Consider the following 15,526-nt stretch of genomic DNA (forward strand, 5'->3'; position numbering starts at 1 on the left):
TAACGCCTCATTCTCCCTTTGGAAAGGGCCGGGGTGAGGCTCCACAAAAGGCCAACGCCTGTTAGCTAGTTAACAACGAGAATACTAAATACTAACACCATCCACTATCTCCGTTTCATGAAGTCCTTAACCACAAAGCTGTCTTCCCGTGTTACCAGGCTGAGTTCATTATGCATGGCCGCTCTATTCACTAACCAAGCTCTTGCTCGTGTAGGCGGGGCTGGTGGCCATGGTGGCGGAGGTGGCGGGCATAGCAGCGGAGGACATAGCGGTGGCTATTCAGGCGGTTATGGTCATTCAAGTGGCAGCTATTACGGAAATGGTGGTAGTGGCGGCGGAGGCATTGGTTTCATTATTTTGATCATTGTGGTGGTGATCATTATTTTAATAATCAAGAATGTTAAACCAAAGGCCGCCAACGCCACCCGCGACCTGCCACCATCTAAACCATTCCCCGATGGTCTGGACACCAACAAGGTTGCCCATTCTTTTATGGCTATTCAGGACGCATGGCAACGTCAGGATCTGAAAGAGGTAAGAAAATGGCTTTCCGATGGTATGTACCAAAGGTTGACCACCCAATTCAGAATGATGGAGTTGCTTGGCCAAAGCAATATACTCAGCAACATTCGCATCCACGGCATATCAGCAGGGAACTCCGGCTCAGATAGTCAGTATCGTACGGCAGAAGTAGCTATCGCATTTTCCATTGACGATAGCTTTGTAAGCAATAAGTACCCTCAGTTCAATGAATCTTTCAGGGGAGATACGGCAACCGAGTACTGGACATTCATAAAGCGCGCAGATAGTGCCGGAGAAAAGAATCTGTATGACAATAACAATTGCCCCAACTGTGGTGCAGTGTTCGAAGTAAAGATGGGCGAAATAAGTCGTTGCAGCAATTGTAACACACTTACCAACAGTGCCGCTTACGACTGGGTGCTGAGCGAGATCACGCAGTCTGATGATTATACAGGAGGCGCTGGCCTAAGCCATAGTTATGAGTTGAGGGAGCTCATGGCTGGCGATCCTTTCTTTGCTGTTCAGCGTATGGAAGATATAGCCTCAAATGTCTTTATGCAGGTGGCAGAGGTACTGGCAGGCAAGGATAAAAAACGATTGACAAGATTCTCAGAACCCGAGATGGCACAGGCTATCCTGGCAAAAAGAGAAAGCCTTGGCCTGTTTCTTTGGGACAGAATGTACCTCAATGCGGTTACACTTGCAGGGTATACAGTAGACGCTGAACTCATCCGGCTCTCATTTGATATCACTTATACGTACAGAAGAGTAAGATTAAGTGGGAATACAATTACAATGTTAGACCCAGATTTTGTCACCGATGGATGCTCATTAGAACTGTCCCGCAACAAAAACATACAGCACAAAGCCACCACTGGCGAAACCGTGTTCAGCTACGAGTGCAGTGCTTGCGGTGCACCATTTACCGACACCACCCACGATAAATGTACCTATTGCGATGCGCCGGTAGTCGATAAGCAGACCAACTGGGTTTTGACCAACATTACCTGGCAGGCAGGTCATGCAGACCACACCAACTACAATACCACAGGCAGCGACAATAGCAGCGATTACGGTACCGCATCCCTCATTGCAGGTGCCGCAGCGGCAATGTTATTGTTCAACAATTCAAATGACGATAACTCCGGCTCTGGCAACGATAATAATGATCACCCAGAAAACGACAACAACTGGGGAGACGACAATGACGACGATAGTTCTGACAGCGACGGTGATAGTAGTGATAGCGATTAGTTGAACTTATTGGCCTCTGTTGTGTCTTCCGACCAACAGCCATCGGGCGGGTCGTCTTTTAGACACCCGCTCTCCGCTCTCCGCTCTTTCGCTCGCCGCCCTCCCACCCATCGGTCACAATCGGGCATAACCCAAAACCACAACCACATGAAAAACAACACATTACACCAAACCAATGCCCGATTCAAATTTTGTTTCAATCGGGTATCACCCAATTAATTGCCAAATTGTCAAATTGCCGAATTGTCAAATTGCAAATTCACCTAACTTTGAAACAGTATGATTCTGGAACGCCCTATAGCCGATAATTTAGAACTGATTGCCCGCCAGGTGGTGGAAGGCTTTATTATCGGGCTGCATAAAAGCCCATTTCATGGTTTCTCGGTAGAGTTCGCCGAACACAGGCTCTATAACCCTGGCGACCCGCTGCGCTATATCGACTGGCGTGTTTTTGGCCGGACGGATAAGCTATTCATCAAGCGTTTTGAGGAAGAGACCAACCTCCGTTGTTGCCTGGTTATTGATACCTCATCATCTATGCAGTTTCCGCAAGACGAGAAGAAGGTAAATAAACTACAATTTTCCTGCATAGCTGCCGCCAGCCTTATACAATTATTAAAGAGACAATTGGATGCTGCTTCTCTGGTACTGTTCGATGATAAGGTCAATTACTTTTCGCAATGTCGCTCTGCTCACAGCCATTACAGGCAACTGACCACCGAGCTGCAGAATACCCTTTCTTATCAGTCAGCAGATAAGAAGACGAATACCGCGGCAGCCCTCCACCTCATAGCCGAGCAAATGCACCGCAGATCACTGGTGGTCATTTTTAGCGATATGATTGACGAGGCCGATGATGTCGACGCACTATTTTCTGCACTTCAACACCTGCGCTACAATAAACATGAGGTCATACTTTTCCATGTTATGGATGGCAGCCAGGAACTCGACTTTGAATTTGAGAACAGGCCCTATGAGTTTGTAGATATGGAAAGCGGAGACAGAATAAAACTACAGCCACAGCAGATAAAGGAACAGTACGTAAACCGAATGAAAGAATTTCAGCAGGTGATAGAGAACAAGTGCCACCAGTACCAGATAGACAGGATAAAAGTGGATCTTTCTCAACCCGTAGACGAGGTTTTACATGCTTTTTTGGTCAAGAGAAATAAATTAATGTAATTATTAGATTTTTACCTACCTTTGCAACCCTTTTGGGAGTTGAGAAGAAGAGTTGTGCATTGTAGTTTCATGAGGTTAGGATTGGTGTTCGATCCAATTAATTGAGAATAAAATAGTTAACTCGCCAACAACCTCCAAACCGGGAACTGTTAGCTGCCAATATTAGAGGTGATGAAACACAATCGGGAATTTGAAATAGCTTGGCAGGGGTTAAAACCAGGACCTCAGACTTACATATACGATATTGATGATCGTTTTATGCAGGAAAGAGAAGTTGATGATAGCTTCACCAACTGGAAAGCCCAGGTGAAATTGACTTTTGATAAACATGAAAGTTTTTTCATGTTGCACTTTGACATAGGAGGAAAACTGACTGTTCAGTGCGACCGTTGCGGAGACGATTTTGAACTTGATCTTTGGGATGAATTTAACCTCATCATTAAGCTCACCAGCGAGGAAGCCGGCACTATCGAAGACGAAGACGATGTGGTATTTATACCCAGAAGTGAAACCGTTATCGATATCAGTAATTGGATGTATGAATTCTTGTTGCTTAGTGTACCTTTGCAGCATATACATCCCGATCATGCAGACGGCACATCAGGTTGCAACGCACAGGCGCTCAATTTGTTAGACCAGCTTTCTGAGATCGACGAGCCAAAAGCCAATCCGTTGTGGAAAGGTCTGGAGTCGATAAAAATTGAAAAAACTTCTTCGTCAAAAACGAAAAAAGAAAAGAAATAGTAGTAAATTTCCTGTTCTGAACAGGGTGATATAAATAGTAATAAATAACAAACAATAAATAAAGTAAGATGCCTAATCCTAAAAGACGCCACTCACAACAAAGGGGTGCAAAACGCAGGACACACTACAAAGCTTTCGCAGAAACGTGGAGCACAGACGGAACAACAGGTGAAACTCACCTGCGCCACCGCGCACACTGGGTAGAAGGTAAACTTTTCTACAAAGGAAAATTGGTAATTGACAATGCACCTGCTGCTGCTGCTGAAGGTGAAGCTAATCAATAAACATATTTTCGCTTGATGAAAATAGGGCTGGATATCATGGGCGGAGACTACGCTCCTGCCGAAGCTATTAAGGGTGTGCGATTGTTCTTAGAACAATCGCACGATTCTAATGTACACCTCGTGCTGATTGGCAACAAGGATGCAGCAAAACCATTTATGTCTGAGCTGGAACCTTTCCAGGGCAGATTTACTTTGGTAGATGCTCCTGAGATCATAGGCATGCATGAGCACCCCACCAAAGCTTTAAAGGAAAAACCAAACTCTAGTATATCTATGGGTTTTGGCATGCTCCTGAAGGGTAAGGTTGATGTGTTTATGAGTGCAGGCAATACCGGTGCTATGCTGGTAGGGTCTATGTATTCAGTAAAAGCGATCGAAGGCGTTTTACGTCCAACTATTGCTTCTCCTATTCCTCGTCTCGATGGCAAATTTAATTTGCTGCTCGATGTAGGCATCAATGCCGACTGCAAACCGGAACACCTGGTACAGTTTGCCCAATTGGGTAGCCTGTATTCAAAGCACGTACTGGGTATGGAAAACCCTCGTGTGGCATTACTCAACATTGGCGAGGAAGAAGGCAAGGGCAACCTGCTGGCGCAAAGCACCTATCCTCTGTTAAAAGAGTGCCAGGGTATCAACTTCGTAGGTAATGCAGAAGGTCGTGATGTTTTCACCAACAAAGCAGAAGTAATTGTTTGCGAAGGTTTTGCTGGTAACGTTATGCTGAAGATGGCAGAGTCATTATACGACATCCTGGCTATTCAGAAAGGCTTTAAGGATCCATTCCTTGAAGACTTTAACTTCGAAAAATATGGCGGTACTCCTATTCTCGGTATCAATGCTCCGGTTATCATTGGTCATGGCATAAGCCACGCCCTTGCTTTCCAGAACATGATAAAAGTAGCCGAAAAAATAGTTAGCTCTAACCTTACCGATTTGATCAAAGAACAGTTCAAACAGCAGGTAGATACCCCTACAGAGGCCGCAAATAACTAATAAGAACACATTTTATTTTCTATAAGAGATAGCTGCAAAAGCTATCTCTTAATTTTTGTGTGTGCATACCGAATGAGCACTACATGTTATAACCCGCTTCCCCAGAGGGTCCCAATGTATCTAGATACATACCCTCCAACACCTTTAATTCTTTCTTATAATCCATCACTTTGTCCACTTCCTCTTCTAATTCAGATAGTATCTCAAAGACAAACTTGTCTTCCCCATATTCATTCCAATCATTTTGTAACAATTGGTTTTGATGGCTATCAAATTTCAGAGATGTGCGGTTTCTATTAAATGCAGCCTTAATGTTCACGCTATTGCTTAACCATATTTTCCCATTTATGATATTTCTTATCTGAAACACCCCCATCTTAAACTTCAGTAGTTTGTATGACTCTTTTAATTCCTGTTTTGTTTTCATGCTTTGTTTATGAAACGGATAATATTTCTAATAGTAGCTCTTCCAGCTGAACTATCTTCTTTGTTTTAGATACAGGCAAAACCGCATTGGCTGCATACATTGCTGCTTTCATCGATACGTTATATAGCTCCTCTCCGGCAGGGGCCAATACAACGTAGCTCACCCTTGCATCGTGCTCGTTAGCTTCCCGGCCAACCAACCCGCGTTTTTCAAGTGGTGCCAATGTACGGGTGATACCCGATGCCGTAATGCCCATTTGCTCGGCAAGGTCTATGCGACGCAGTTTGTTGCCGGGAGCATTAGACAGGTAATGAAGAATAATAAAATCATTAAAGCTGAGGCCATGTACGCTTAGGTTAGCGTCAAACTTGCGAGTGACGACTGTCTGTAATTTGGCTAAAGCGAGTATAATACTTAATGTTCGATTTTGTGCGCTCATACATTTGCAATATACTTGATTAGTCAAGTATATTGCAAATGTAAATCAATTCTATTAACGGGCAAAAAAAATAAAGGCAACCCAAATGGATCGCCCTTATGTCTTCTAATGTTTATTAGAACTACATCACTCCCTTCAGCATGTTCTTCAACTCCTTCCCACCCGACTCTGATATTGGGAAGTTGCGGTAATTGGTCCTTACTTCATCACTGGTTATTTCGTTCACAAAAGATAGTTGAACCACCTCAGCTCTGTTTACCTGCACAAACTGATTATGTATACTCTTTGGAATAATATGCTGCATAGTTTTCTGTAATGAGCTTCTAATAAGGTATTCGGCTTTATCAGACGCATTAAACACACTTACATAATTCTTTTGAGAAGTGATATACACTACATCTTTCCATTCGATCTTTTTATACCTGCTGCCATGCTTTACAAAAAAGAAACTAAAGTTTTCTTCAGCTACCTTTTCCGGAGCGCCAGTATTATTACTGAAATTATTAATAGCGTTTTGTATGGCTACAAACAGCGAACTGGCATTGATAGGCTTAGTAAGGTAAGCCGAAGGATTGGCAACCGAAGCCTCTTTAACATCATGATAATCGCCTGATGTTACGAAAATAAATGGCTTTTTATACATCTTATGCAGCACCTTCCCAAGCTCTATACCACCGCCACGGCTATCCAGGTTAATATCCATCAATACAAGGTCATAATCGCAGGCAGAAAATGCAGCCAAAGCATCTTTTACTGTGCTGACGGCCTTAACAACAGAGAACCCAAAATTTTCGAGCAGCAGGCTAAGGTTATGTACCCATATATCCTCATCCTCAACAATAAGAATTGAAATTACTTGTTCCATATAAGCGGTGATAATAGTTGTACCCAGATTTTCTTAGTTCATCCTCATTTATCAGGCATCCACACTCCGTAAAAAATATTATACGACGTGAATGGCTACATTTATTTTGATAGTTTCCGCCCGGGTACAGAAGGCGGATAACATCAAGCAAATCAAGGCGAAAGATAGAAAATTTTCGGCTACTTAACCACACAATAACAAATATCTTATTGTAAAAATGATTTATCAACCCACAAAATCAGCAATTTCTCGCTTCCCTTAAAACCGCTTTCTGACGCATCATGCATTTCAACACTTTCTCGTTTCAACATTTCCACTTTCAACATTTTCACTCTTTCACATTAGCTCACGCCATTCTGTAATTCTTACCCGGCAGGGTTTTAATTAATCCCTGCATCTCTAAACCCAGCAATGTTGCTGCCAGCATAGAGCTTGGCAACCCTGTATGGTGAAACAATTCATCGGAATGTACCGTATCTTTTGTTTGCAAGAGGTCTACTATTTGCTGTTCTTCTGGCGTAAAATTGATAAATAGCTGCTTCTGAACAGGCTTCTTTTTCTTTTTATCCGTCCAGTTCATCAACTGTAATAAATCATCAGCTTTAGTGATCATGTGCGCCATGTTACAGCGGATAAGGTCATTACAGCCTGCACTGCGGCTATCATTCACCCGACCAGGGTAGGCCATAACCTCTCTGTTATAGCTGGCCGCCATTTTAGCGGTTATCAATGCCCCACCGGACACGCTGCTTTCCACAACCACAGTTACATCACTCATGCCCCCAACTATTCGATTTCTCATCGGGAAATTTCCCCTGTCGGGTAACGTCCCGGAAGGAAACTCAGTAAGCACTCCGCCATGTTCCACCATTTGGCGCGCCAATGCCTGGTGGCTATAGGGATATACTCTATCCAACCCATGCCCCAGTACCCCAACATTGGCTATACCCGCCGCTACAGACTTTTTATGAGCTATGGCATCTATACCCAACGCCAGTCCGCTTACCACAAGCAAGTTATCAACGGCCCTTAGTTCGTCAATTAACTCTTCTGTTAATTGCTGCCCATAGTCGGTATTCTTCCGCGTTCCAACTATAGCTACTACCCGCTCTGCATCAAGGTTGGCATTACCTTTATAAAATAGTAGCAGTGGCGCATCACTGCAATTAGATAGTCTTTTAGGAGCGTTCTTATTCAGCAACAGTACCTGTACATTATTCTTCAACACAAATGCCAGTTCCTTTTCTGCCTGCCTTTGCACATCGGCCTCTCTTACCGCCCTGGCCTTTACCTCTCCAATTCCTTCTGCGTTCTTTAAATCTTTAAGCGGACACTTAAATATATCTTTGGCAGAGCCAAAATGATCGAGCAGGGCACGACCCATTTTTGCGCCAATACCGGGCACCATTGTTAACGCTAGTTGATAGTATAGTTCTTCATGCTCTTCTTTTGGCAGCATATTTGCATAGTATATAACAGGGCAGGATAACAAAGCAAAACCAGCCCAATGGTGATAGTAAATGAGTAAGGAAACAAAAATAAAAGTTGAAAGGGAATTATCATGATTACAGGCTTACTTTATTTATTCACATTGCAGACCAATACCCGAAACTCGACCAATAACACTATACTGCATTTGTTTTAAGCCATCAAATATTGCACATTTGTAGTACTTAACCTCAATAAACATGAAGAAGATCATATTAGCCATTCTGGCCACCATAACGTTAGCACCTGCATTTGCCACCGGCAAAGTAAAGAAATCGGCAAGCAACAGTTCTATTCTATCTGTAACCGTACAGCGTACAGCCTGCTATGGCAAATGCCCCGAGTACACAATAAAGATAGATGCAAACGGATATGCTACCTACACAGGTACCAGGAATATGAAAATGTTGGGCACCTACAAGAAAAAGATAGGTACTACGAAAACCATGGCTATCATTAACCAACTAATAGCCTATAAGGTGGACACCTGCAGAAAGATCTATGACAACCGCATACCAGACCTACCCGGCATTCAGTATTTTATTCAGTACAAAGACAGCGTACAAAAGATATACAGTGCAGAATGGGGCCCTCAGTACCTTAAAGACATAGCCACCGACATGGACAACCTTGGCAGGAACCCAAACAAGACCTGGACAAAAGTAAAGAAGCAAGTAAAAAAGTAATCAGTCACAAAAAACAAAAGATCAGGCTCGTCCGGATCTTTGTAGTTATAGCGGTTGCTGGTAACCTATGATTTTGATATCCTGCCTACACCTGCAAAATGCCTGTGCCAGTACTCTTCTTTCAGGCTGCTGATCATTATACCCTGGGTGGTAGATGCATGAACAAAGTAGTCGTTCATAAGGTACACACCCACATGTGAGATACGGCGCCCCCTTGTCTTAAAGAATACCAGATCTCCTTCATGCGCCTCATCCGCCTTGCGTAGGTGTTCGCAATTGCTGAACTGCTCGTAGGATGTGCGTACCAGATCAAGGCCAAACACTTCCATATACAACTTCTGAACAAACCCCGAACAATCTATGCCATCCTTATCAGTTCCGCCCATTCGATAATCGACACCATACCACGAATCAATAAACTTGAATAGGGAATAGTTGTCAATATCCTTGTTAGATACGCCCATCATGCCCGCGTACTTTTCAGTAAGGGGACTATTTTCACCGGCTCTATTGCCGGTCTCTGATTTAGACTTCAACTTTGTATTGCCAGCTGCGGGCGCTTTGCCTGTATTGGCAACAACAGGCTTGGCAATCTTTCTTTTCGCAGTATACTTTTGATCAGGGTACTTTACCGACTTATCAATACATTCTGTAGTTGTGCAATTCTTATTATGCCCGTCCATATAGATATCATCTATAAAGCGGGGCTGGCGCGAACGATGAGCTGTTGCCTTTTGCGTGGTGTGGCACGACGCAAAAACCAACAGTGATACAAATGAAATTAGTTGTATATATATCCTCATCTAAAAAATTTAGAGGTGCGAAGATACGAATTGCAGATTGCGTGACCAACACGAGTTACTGGCAAACAATAATAATTGATATCAACTGAAAATCAATCAATTAAACACTAAAATCTAATCAATTAATAACGAATGACTCTTTAATTATTCCCTCTCCCGCTTCATTCAATACATTCAGTATATATACTCCGGTAACCAATGTACCATTGAGATCAACGTGTAACTGCGCAGCACCTTTTACCACATTACCAGTCTTTACAGCCTTACCTGTAACATCATTGATGACATATGTCGCCATCTTCAGATCAGCGCCTACAACTTTGAGATTGATCTCATTTTTAGCCGGGTTAGGGAAAATAACTGTTGAGTAAAGTGCGCCATTCAAAGACTTGATGCCGGAAGGGACAATATTATCAGTGTGGTAATAAGCACCGTCAAGCGTAGTAAACGAAGCATCATTAAAGTAGTCAAACTCTGCCAGATAGTTGAATGAACCTTTCCTGTAGAAGTTGTAAGAATACTGAGAATCAGTATGTTGCCCCTGTGTCATTCCGAATGAACCCAAAACTGTAGCATCGGCTGGAAGGCCATTTGCATAAAAGCTATCCACTGAGTATTGGCTGCTCTTTTCCATGAGTACATCATAATAAATGCTTGGTCCTGATATTGCATACACCCTCATTTTACCCCATCCAACAACTGTATCATCTGAATGAGTGTAATACACATGCTGCCATGGCGAGTGATCAAACAAAGGCGACAATGTTAAAGTAAAATTATTAGCATAACGAGATACAGAGTGCCATGCATTGCCATTTGTAAGGGGAAAGTTGATGAGCGTTGCCGGAGTTGCCAGGAAATACCTTTGTTCCGGAATCTCCATAGAATCACCCGGATTGCCGGTAGCTGCCGCCAGGTCATAGCCCTGATAAGGAATATAGATCCCTGTCTCTCTTACATTAGTAGTGGTAAAATCGATCTCGCTATTCAGGTTATAGAAGAAAGTGCCGGGCACCATCGTCTTGCCGGTCGGATAGTTAACATCTACCCCGCCATTAGTGAAAAAAGTATCTGTTTCGGGATAATAATCTTCAGTATAAGTTGCTCCGTTAAAACCGCCATAATCCCACATAATGTTAGTGCCAATGATAGGATTGGGAGGTAATGAGGGGTTTGACATATCAGATATGTTATAGCTACCCGTGGGTATAGGCATATCGGTAGCAAGTATCGTAATCTGTCCGAAAGCGGCAGATGCAAAAGGCAGTAAAGCTAATAGAGTCAGTGTTTTTTTCATCTCAGTTCTTTGTGTCGAAGTTAAAATACATATATGAATAAACCTTAATTTCCATAGACCTCAGGCTTTTAGAGCAGGCGAGAGAGCACCGAGCCATTAAAACTCCTGGTCAAAGTAAATCTTGTAAAAGCTTTTACCCGTTGCTTCATCATACCCCTTCTCTATCAGGTCTTTATCTCCATGTATGTATACATGGAAGTTCTTATCCAGCTTTAATACACTCTTAAATACACGGGCTTGTTTCTTAACTGCTTGTGTGGAAATATCAAACTGTTCGGGCATCTCCAGATTATTGCTATCGGCATAGCTCTCCCCAAAATTGCGGAAAGAATTGATAAGTCCCGGTTCTGTGAACACTTCTTCCTCGAATGACTTCTTATCGAAACTCTCATTTGCCCTGAAGTATTCAACCGATTTATTAAGCAGGTCTATCTGTTCTGTCTTAGACATCTCAAATTCCTGAGGTACCTGCTTAGCAATAAATTGCTTGGTGAGGGTGAGGAACTGATTAGTCTGAAAGTATTCATTGGCCTGTGGCAATATGCCCAAAAAGCCTTCTTTCCAGAAAACCGCTTCTTCGCCCCTATTGGCGCTGTCATAGATCAATACATCAAACCCCGATTCTGCATTCGTTGGGAAGATAAGTGCTCCCTTATCAAACTTAGATACCTCTACCCCTTCCCGCATGGTCATAGAAAACTGGTTGTTATTCATCTCCAGGTCTATAAAATTACTCTTTGTCTCTGTTTTATAGATCCCTATTGCCTCTACATATGCACCATTGATCAGGCAATTATCATAAAGGCATACATATAGCTCTCCTGCTTTAATTTTAGGGTGCAATGTATTTTCATAAAGATGTTTGGCAATGTTGGCAGAGTTCACATGAAAAGTCTCTGTATCTGCAAATGCATTCAAACAGAAATTATACACCTCATGATAGTCAAGGGAAGTATTATGACTGAACGAGTATTTGTTTTGTTCATCGGTAAACTTTTCCAGGAATGGATTTTTCATGATCAGTTTGTCCCGATCATTTAGATCCAATGGCTTCTGTGAAACCACTATTTCGTCTCCATTGCCCTTGTTACCAATGTAGTGCACCGATACTCTTACTAATACGCTATCGCTAAGATCCATTTACCGTTTATTTAATTAACCAGATATGATCTGGCAGAAGACTGCAAAAAACGTAAATAAACCCTATACTTACAACAAACGTTATGCACATCCCAACCATATAAAACTGCTTATCTACTCTTTTTTTCCTTAATGTAAAAATTGATGTCACTACATTCACTTATTTTTGTTTTATGGATCATAGCTCACCAATACTGAAAGCGCTTATAGATCAGGACCACTACAGCCGGTGGCTGGGGCTTATCATTGATGATTACGGACTGGGATTCTGTAAGCTACACTTTACAATAAGGCAGGAAATGCTGAATGGCTTTGGCATAGTACACGGAGGAATTGTGTTTTCCGCCGCAGACAGTGCATTTGCATTTGCCTGCAATTCGCACGGACGGCTAAGCGTGGCACTTGATGTGCAGATAAGTTTTATCAGATCGGCAAAAGAGGGAGAAACACTCTATGTAGATTGTAAAGAGATACACTTAGGTAATAAAACCGCATTCTTTGATATTGCCATTACTAATGAGCAGAAAGAAATAGTAGCGACCTTTAAAAGCACTTCTTACCGCACAAGCCGTAATGTACTTGAATAAGGTAGAATCTTAACATTTCTAAACTGGCACGTAACTTGTTATTATTTAGATAGTTGTACATTTGCTTTCAGACAAAACTATGACAAATGAATAAGAAATTGATTATCAGAGTACTTATAGCCATTGTTGTAGTTGGCGCTATTGGCGCAGGCGTTGGTTATAAGATGTGGACGAAGCCACACCCTAAAGCCGAAGACCAGAAAGGGATTGCGATAACTACGGTGGCGCTGGCTAAGGAATATGGTGCCGACGAAAAAGCAGCTGATGCTAAGTACCTGAACAAGGTGATAGAAGTATCCGGAACTGTAGGCGAAACAGAAAAGAACCAGGATGGTGGCCTTATGGTAATACTACAAACTGAAGACCCTACTGCAGGTGTGCAATGTACAATGAGAGAGAAAACCGCAACTGTGAACAAAGGCCAAAACCTGACCATCAAAGGATTTTGCTCTGGCAATGGCATTACAGGTGTGTCGCTGACAGACTGCGTGATTAACAAATAAGATAGCAACGAACTAAACACTTTTAAAGTTTTAACTTTTAATTTTTGACTTTTGAAAAAGATACTCCTTATTGCAGTTCTTGCCGTTTCTCTGGGTAGCTGCTACAACGACAAATACGATAAACTCTACCCTGCACCAGTAGTTACCGTAGACCCTTGCGATACTGCTACAAATGCAGCTACCTATTCAGGTAATGTGAGCGGAATTATTAGCCTGAATTGCGCAACTGCAGGTTGCCACGACGCAAATGAAATGGCTGGTGGTTATAATCTTTCTACGTATGCGGGTGTTAAAGAAATAGCTGACAACGGCAGACTACTGATCACAACAAATAGTGGTAGCATGCCCAAGAGCCTGCCAAAACTGTCTGATTGTAAAATAAAGCAACTTACCTATTGGGTAAACCACGGAGCACAAAATAATTAATCTTTAAAACCATAAAAACAACAAACCATATGAAAAAGATAATCATCGCTACCCTTCTGCTGGCCATTGCAGGTCCATCGTTCGCGCAGAAATACATGACCCGCACAGCAAAAGTTTCGTTCAATGCTACTGCACCAAAATCTCCTGAAAAGATAGAAGCGGTAAACAATGAAGTGGCTACGATCATCGATGCTAAAACCGGCGACATTGTATTCCAGATGCCGATAAAGAGTTTCAAATTTGAGCGCGAGCTGATGCAGCAGCACTTTAATGAGAACTATATGGAAAGTGATAAGTTTCCGAAATCTGAATTTAAAGGTAAGATCGTCAATGCCGCAGATATCACCTTCACAAAAGATGGTACATATAAAGCAACTGTAACAGGTACAATGACCATACATGGTGTAACACAAACGGTAACCGTACCCGGCACCATAACTGTAAAAGGTAACACCATCACTGCAAGTGCAAAATTTGCTGTGAAACTTGCTGACTACAAGATCACAGTAGCATCAATGGTGGCAGACAAACTAGCTAAGGAAGCTTCTATTACCATAGATGCTACACTTACCCAGAAATAAAGGATAATTTAAGAAACAGAACGGGCCTTATTGAAGGCAAAAACCGACACACACATGCGTAAAATTTTATTACTTTCTGCCCTTCTTTGTGGCAGTACATTGAGCTTTGCACAGTCTACAGACAGCCTTATGGATGAACTGAATGATGATACAACGCAGAAGAACAAAAAAGAAGATGTCAACTTTACATTCAAGGCTACCCGCATCTGCAATACCAGCAGCGTAGAAAATCTGGGCGCGGGCGTTTTGGACTTCCGTATATGCCACCGTTTTGGCAAACTGAACCAGGGTGCAGAAAACTTTTTCGGGCTGGACAATGCTACCACCAAGTTGGCTCTTGATTACGGTATCACAAAATGGCTGATGGTAGGTGTGGAGCATAGTACGCTGAACAAAGAGAACGATGTTTTTGCCAAAGTAAAGTTGTTGAAACAGCAGAAACATGGCATGCCTGTCACACTTAGCTACTATGGCTCGGTATCGGCAGTAAGAAAAAGTACATTGCCTATTCCTACAGGTACAGAATGGCACTTTTCTAACCAGCTGGCTTACATAAACCAGGTGTTGATAGCACGCAAAATAACAGATGCATTCTCTTTGCAACTGACGCCAACCCTTGTACACTACAACCTTGTTGACAGCTCTAAATACAGCAACAACACCGTGGCCCTGGGCATAGGTGGCCGTATTAAGCTGAGCAGGCGCGTGGCCATAACAGGCGAATACTACCTGAGGTTAACCAATCAGGACATGCCAATAATAGGCAGTACTGCCAAAACGTATAACTCGGCTACAATAGGCGTGGACATAGAAACAGGCGGACACGTATTTCAGCTGATGTTCAGCAATTCATTTACAAACACTGAGCGTGTAATTGTGGGCCAGACCGGCGATAGCTGGAGCGATGGTGGTATACACTTCGGTTTCAATATCTCCCGTGTATTTACAGTGGTAAAGCCTAAGGAATTCCGAAATTAATAACAGCTGTTAATAGACACTTACAAAGCCCTCTCTTTCAGGAGGGCTTTGTTTATATGGCTCATTATAGCCCTATGTAAGAATTGCTGAAAATGCAGGTATAGGTCTGAGATTACCTATACAACCATACTTTCATTTCGGCAAAACAACAATAACGCAAATAAAATAACAATAATATAATTCCACTGAGCGCCAAATAACATGATGGCAAAAAAACTTATCCACAATTTTTGCATTTTCATTAAGCACTGAATATCAAAGTACCAGGGCACTTTTTGTACTTTAGAATGTGGATAACAATTGATTCTTAATTTGCACATGTTA

Annotated in this window: 18 protein-coding genes; 11 read left to right on the plus strand and 7 right to left on the minus strand. The window is 42.4% G+C overall.

All coding sequences use genetic code 11. The annotated features are described in order from the left end of the window. Nucleotides 1-117: 117 nt before the first annotated feature. From CJD36_RS04765 to plsX, 5 genes are all read left to right on the plus strand, one after another. Complete coding sequence (locus CJD36_RS04765; RefSeq protein WP_133162494.1) at nt 118-1,776, plus strand: TIM44-like domain-containing protein; 1,659 nt, start codon at nt 118-120, stop codon at nt 1,774-1,776. 279 nt (nt 1,777-2,055) lie between these two features. After that, nucleotides 2,056-2,958: a DUF58 domain-containing protein gene (locus CJD36_RS04775; protein ID WP_105037945.1), complete on the plus strand. Its 903-nt coding sequence runs from the start codon at nt 2,056-2,058 to the stop codon at nt 2,956-2,958. Nucleotides 2,959-3,129: 171 nt separating this feature from the next. After that, entirely contained in the window at nt 3,130-3,702 is a 573-nt protein-coding gene (locus CJD36_RS04780) for a YceD family protein (protein WP_105037946.1), read from the plus strand. A gap of 68 nt (nt 3,703-3,770) precedes the next feature. Beyond that, on the plus strand, nt 3,771-3,986 hold the full coding sequence (gene rpmF, locus CJD36_RS04785; RefSeq protein WP_105037947.1) for a 50S ribosomal protein L32: 216 nt from the start codon (nt 3,771-3,773) through the stop codon (nt 3,984-3,986). 15 nt (nt 3,987-4,001) lie between these two features. Then, a complete protein-coding gene (plsX, locus tag CJD36_RS04790) occupies nt 4,002-4,982 on the plus strand; it encodes a phosphate acyltransferase PlsX (RefSeq protein WP_105037948.1) in 981 nt (326 codons plus the stop codon). A 79-nt stretch (nt 4,983-5,061) separates the two neighbouring features. Here plsX and CJD36_RS04795 read toward each other — a convergent pair whose 3' ends face one another. The 4 genes from CJD36_RS04795 to dprA all read right to left on the minus strand — a co-directional run bounded on the left by CJD36_RS04795 (nt 5,062) and on the right by dprA (nt 8,172). Beyond that, nucleotides 5,062-5,409, minus strand: a complete 348-nt coding sequence (locus CJD36_RS04795) for a GIY-YIG nuclease family protein (RefSeq protein WP_105037949.1) — start codon at nt 5,407-5,409, stop codon at nt 5,062-5,064. Between the two features lie 7 nt (nt 5,410-5,416). Then, nucleotides 5,417-5,848 carry a MarR family winged helix-turn-helix transcriptional regulator gene (locus CJD36_RS04800; protein WP_105037950.1) on the minus strand — a complete coding sequence of 144 codons (432 nt, stop codon included), beginning with the start codon at nt 5,846-5,848 and terminating at the stop codon, nt 5,417-5,419. A 121-nt stretch (nt 5,849-5,969) separates the two neighbouring features. Then, entirely contained in the window at nt 5,970-6,713 is a 744-nt protein-coding gene (locus CJD36_RS04805) for a LytR/AlgR family response regulator transcription factor (protein WP_105037951.1), read from the minus strand. Between the two features lie 346 nt (nt 6,714-7,059). Continuing rightward, entirely contained in the window at nt 7,060-8,172 is a 1,113-nt protein-coding gene (gene dprA / locus CJD36_RS04810; protein ID WP_105037952.1) for a DNA-processing protein DprA, read from the minus strand. Between the two features lie 229 nt (nt 8,173-8,401). Here dprA and CJD36_RS04815 point away from each other — a divergent pair, with 229 nt between their 5' ends. Then, entirely contained in the window at nt 8,402-8,887 is a 486-nt protein-coding gene (locus CJD36_RS04815; RefSeq protein ID WP_105037953.1) for a DUF6438 domain-containing protein, read from the plus strand. A 65-nt stretch (nt 8,888-8,952) separates the two neighbouring features. Here CJD36_RS04815 and CJD36_RS04820 read toward each other — a convergent pair whose 3' ends face one another. From CJD36_RS04820 to CJD36_RS04830, 3 genes are all read right to left on the minus strand, one after another. Next, a complete protein-coding gene (locus CJD36_RS04820) occupies nt 8,953-9,690 on the minus strand; it encodes a C40 family peptidase (RefSeq protein ID WP_105037954.1) in 738 nt (245 codons plus the stop codon). 118 nt (nt 9,691-9,808) lie between these two features. Next, a complete protein-coding gene (locus CJD36_RS04825) occupies nt 9,809-10,987 on the minus strand; it encodes a T9SS type A sorting domain-containing protein (protein WP_105037955.1) in 1,179 nt (392 codons plus the stop codon). A 96-nt stretch (nt 10,988-11,083) separates the two neighbouring features. Then, entirely contained in the window at nt 11,084-12,127 is a 1,044-nt protein-coding gene (locus CJD36_RS04830; RefSeq protein ID WP_105037956.1) for a nucleoid-associated protein, read from the minus strand. A gap of 173 nt (nt 12,128-12,300) precedes the next feature. Here CJD36_RS04830 and CJD36_RS04835 point away from each other — a divergent pair, with 173 nt between their 5' ends. The 5 genes from CJD36_RS04835 (at nt 12,301) to CJD36_RS04855 (ending at nt 15,202) form a co-directional block, all read left to right on the plus strand. Then, nucleotides 12,301-12,714, plus strand: coding sequence for a PaaI family thioesterase (locus tag CJD36_RS04835; protein WP_105037957.1), 414 nt, complete (start codon nt 12,301-12,303; stop codon nt 12,712-12,714). Between the two features lie 86 nt (nt 12,715-12,800). Further along, complete coding sequence (locus CJD36_RS04840) at nt 12,801-13,217, plus strand: OB-fold protein (RefSeq protein ID WP_105037958.1); 417 nt, start codon at nt 12,801-12,803, stop codon at nt 13,215-13,217. A gap of 51 nt (nt 13,218-13,268) precedes the next feature. Continuing rightward, complete coding sequence (locus tag CJD36_RS04845; protein WP_105037959.1) at nt 13,269-13,643, plus strand: hypothetical protein; 375 nt, start codon at nt 13,269-13,271, stop codon at nt 13,641-13,643. Between the two features lie 29 nt (nt 13,644-13,672). Continuing rightward, on the plus strand, nt 13,673-14,224 hold the full coding sequence (locus tag CJD36_RS04850; protein ID WP_105037960.1) for a YceI family protein: 552 nt from the start codon (nt 13,673-13,675) through the stop codon (nt 14,222-14,224). A gap of 54 nt (nt 14,225-14,278) precedes the next feature. Next, the gene (locus CJD36_RS04855; RefSeq protein WP_105038066.1) at nt 14,279-15,202 is read left to right on the plus strand and encodes a DUF5777 family beta-barrel protein; all 924 of its coding nucleotides are present in this window, start codon (nt 14,279-14,281) and stop codon (nt 15,200-15,202) included. Nucleotides 15,203-15,526 lie beyond the last annotated feature (324 nt).

The organism is Flavipsychrobacter stenotrophus (assembly GCF_002954265.1).
Classification (GTDB): Bacteria; Bacteroidota; Bacteroidia; order Chitinophagales; family Chitinophagaceae; genus Flavipsychrobacter; species Flavipsychrobacter stenotrophus.

Bases quoted from the DNA above. Each gene is read 5' to 3' on its own strand.
- CJD36_RS04780 (WP_105037946.1), top strand. From the start codon at position 3,130: ATGAAACACAATCGGGAATTTGAAATAGCTTGGCAGGGGTTAAAACCA.
- CJD36_RS04775 (WP_105037945.1), top strand. From the start codon at position 2,056: ATGATTCTGGAACGCCCTATAGCCGATAATTTAGAACTGATTGCCCGC.
- CJD36_RS04795 (WP_105037949.1), bottom strand. From the start codon at position 5,409: ATGAAAACAAAACAGGAATTAAAAGAGTCATACAAACTACTGAAGTTT.
- CJD36_RS04825 (WP_105037955.1), bottom strand. From the start codon at position 10,987: ATGAAAAAAACACTGACTCTATTAGCTTTACTGCCTTTTGCATCTGCC.
- CJD36_RS04820 (WP_105037954.1), bottom strand. From the start codon at position 9,690: ATGAGGATATATATACAACTAATTTCATTTGTATCACTGTTGGTTTTT.
- rpmF (WP_105037947.1), top strand. From the start codon at position 3,771: ATGCCTAATCCTAAAAGACGCCACTCACAACAAAGGGGTGCAAAACGC.
- dprA (WP_105037952.1), bottom strand. From the start codon at position 8,172: ATGCTGCCAAAAGAAGAGCATGAAGAACTATACTATCAACTAGCGTTA.
- CJD36_RS04840 (WP_105037958.1), top strand. From the start codon at position 12,801: ATGAATAAGAAATTGATTATCAGAGTACTTATAGCCATTGTTGTAGTT.
- plsX (WP_105037948.1), top strand. From the start codon at position 4,002: ATGAAAATAGGGCTGGATATCATGGGCGGAGACTACGCTCCTGCCGAA.
- CJD36_RS04800 (WP_105037950.1), bottom strand. From the start codon at position 5,848: ATGAGCGCACAAAATCGAACATTAAGTATTATACTCGCTTTAGCCAAA.
- CJD36_RS04850 (WP_105037960.1), top strand. From the start codon at position 13,673: ATGAAAAAGATAATCATCGCTACCCTTCTGCTGGCCATTGCAGGTCCA.
- CJD36_RS04830 (WP_105037956.1), bottom strand. From the start codon at position 12,127: ATGGATCTTAGCGATAGCGTATTAGTAAGAGTATCGGTGCACTACATT.
- CJD36_RS04765 (WP_133162494.1), top strand. From the start codon at position 118: ATGAAGTCCTTAACCACAAAGCTGTCTTCCCGTGTTACCAGGCTGAGT.
- CJD36_RS04835 (WP_105037957.1), top strand. From the start codon at position 12,301: ATGGATCATAGCTCACCAATACTGAAAGCGCTTATAGATCAGGACCAC.
- CJD36_RS04815 (WP_105037953.1), top strand. From the start codon at position 8,402: ATGAAGAAGATCATATTAGCCATTCTGGCCACCATAACGTTAGCACCT.
- CJD36_RS04855 (WP_105038066.1), top strand. From the start codon at position 14,279: ATGCGTAAAATTTTATTACTTTCTGCCCTTCTTTGTGGCAGTACATTG.
- CJD36_RS04805 (WP_105037951.1), bottom strand. From the start codon at position 6,713: ATGGAACAAGTAATTTCAATTCTTATTGTTGAGGATGAGGATATATGG.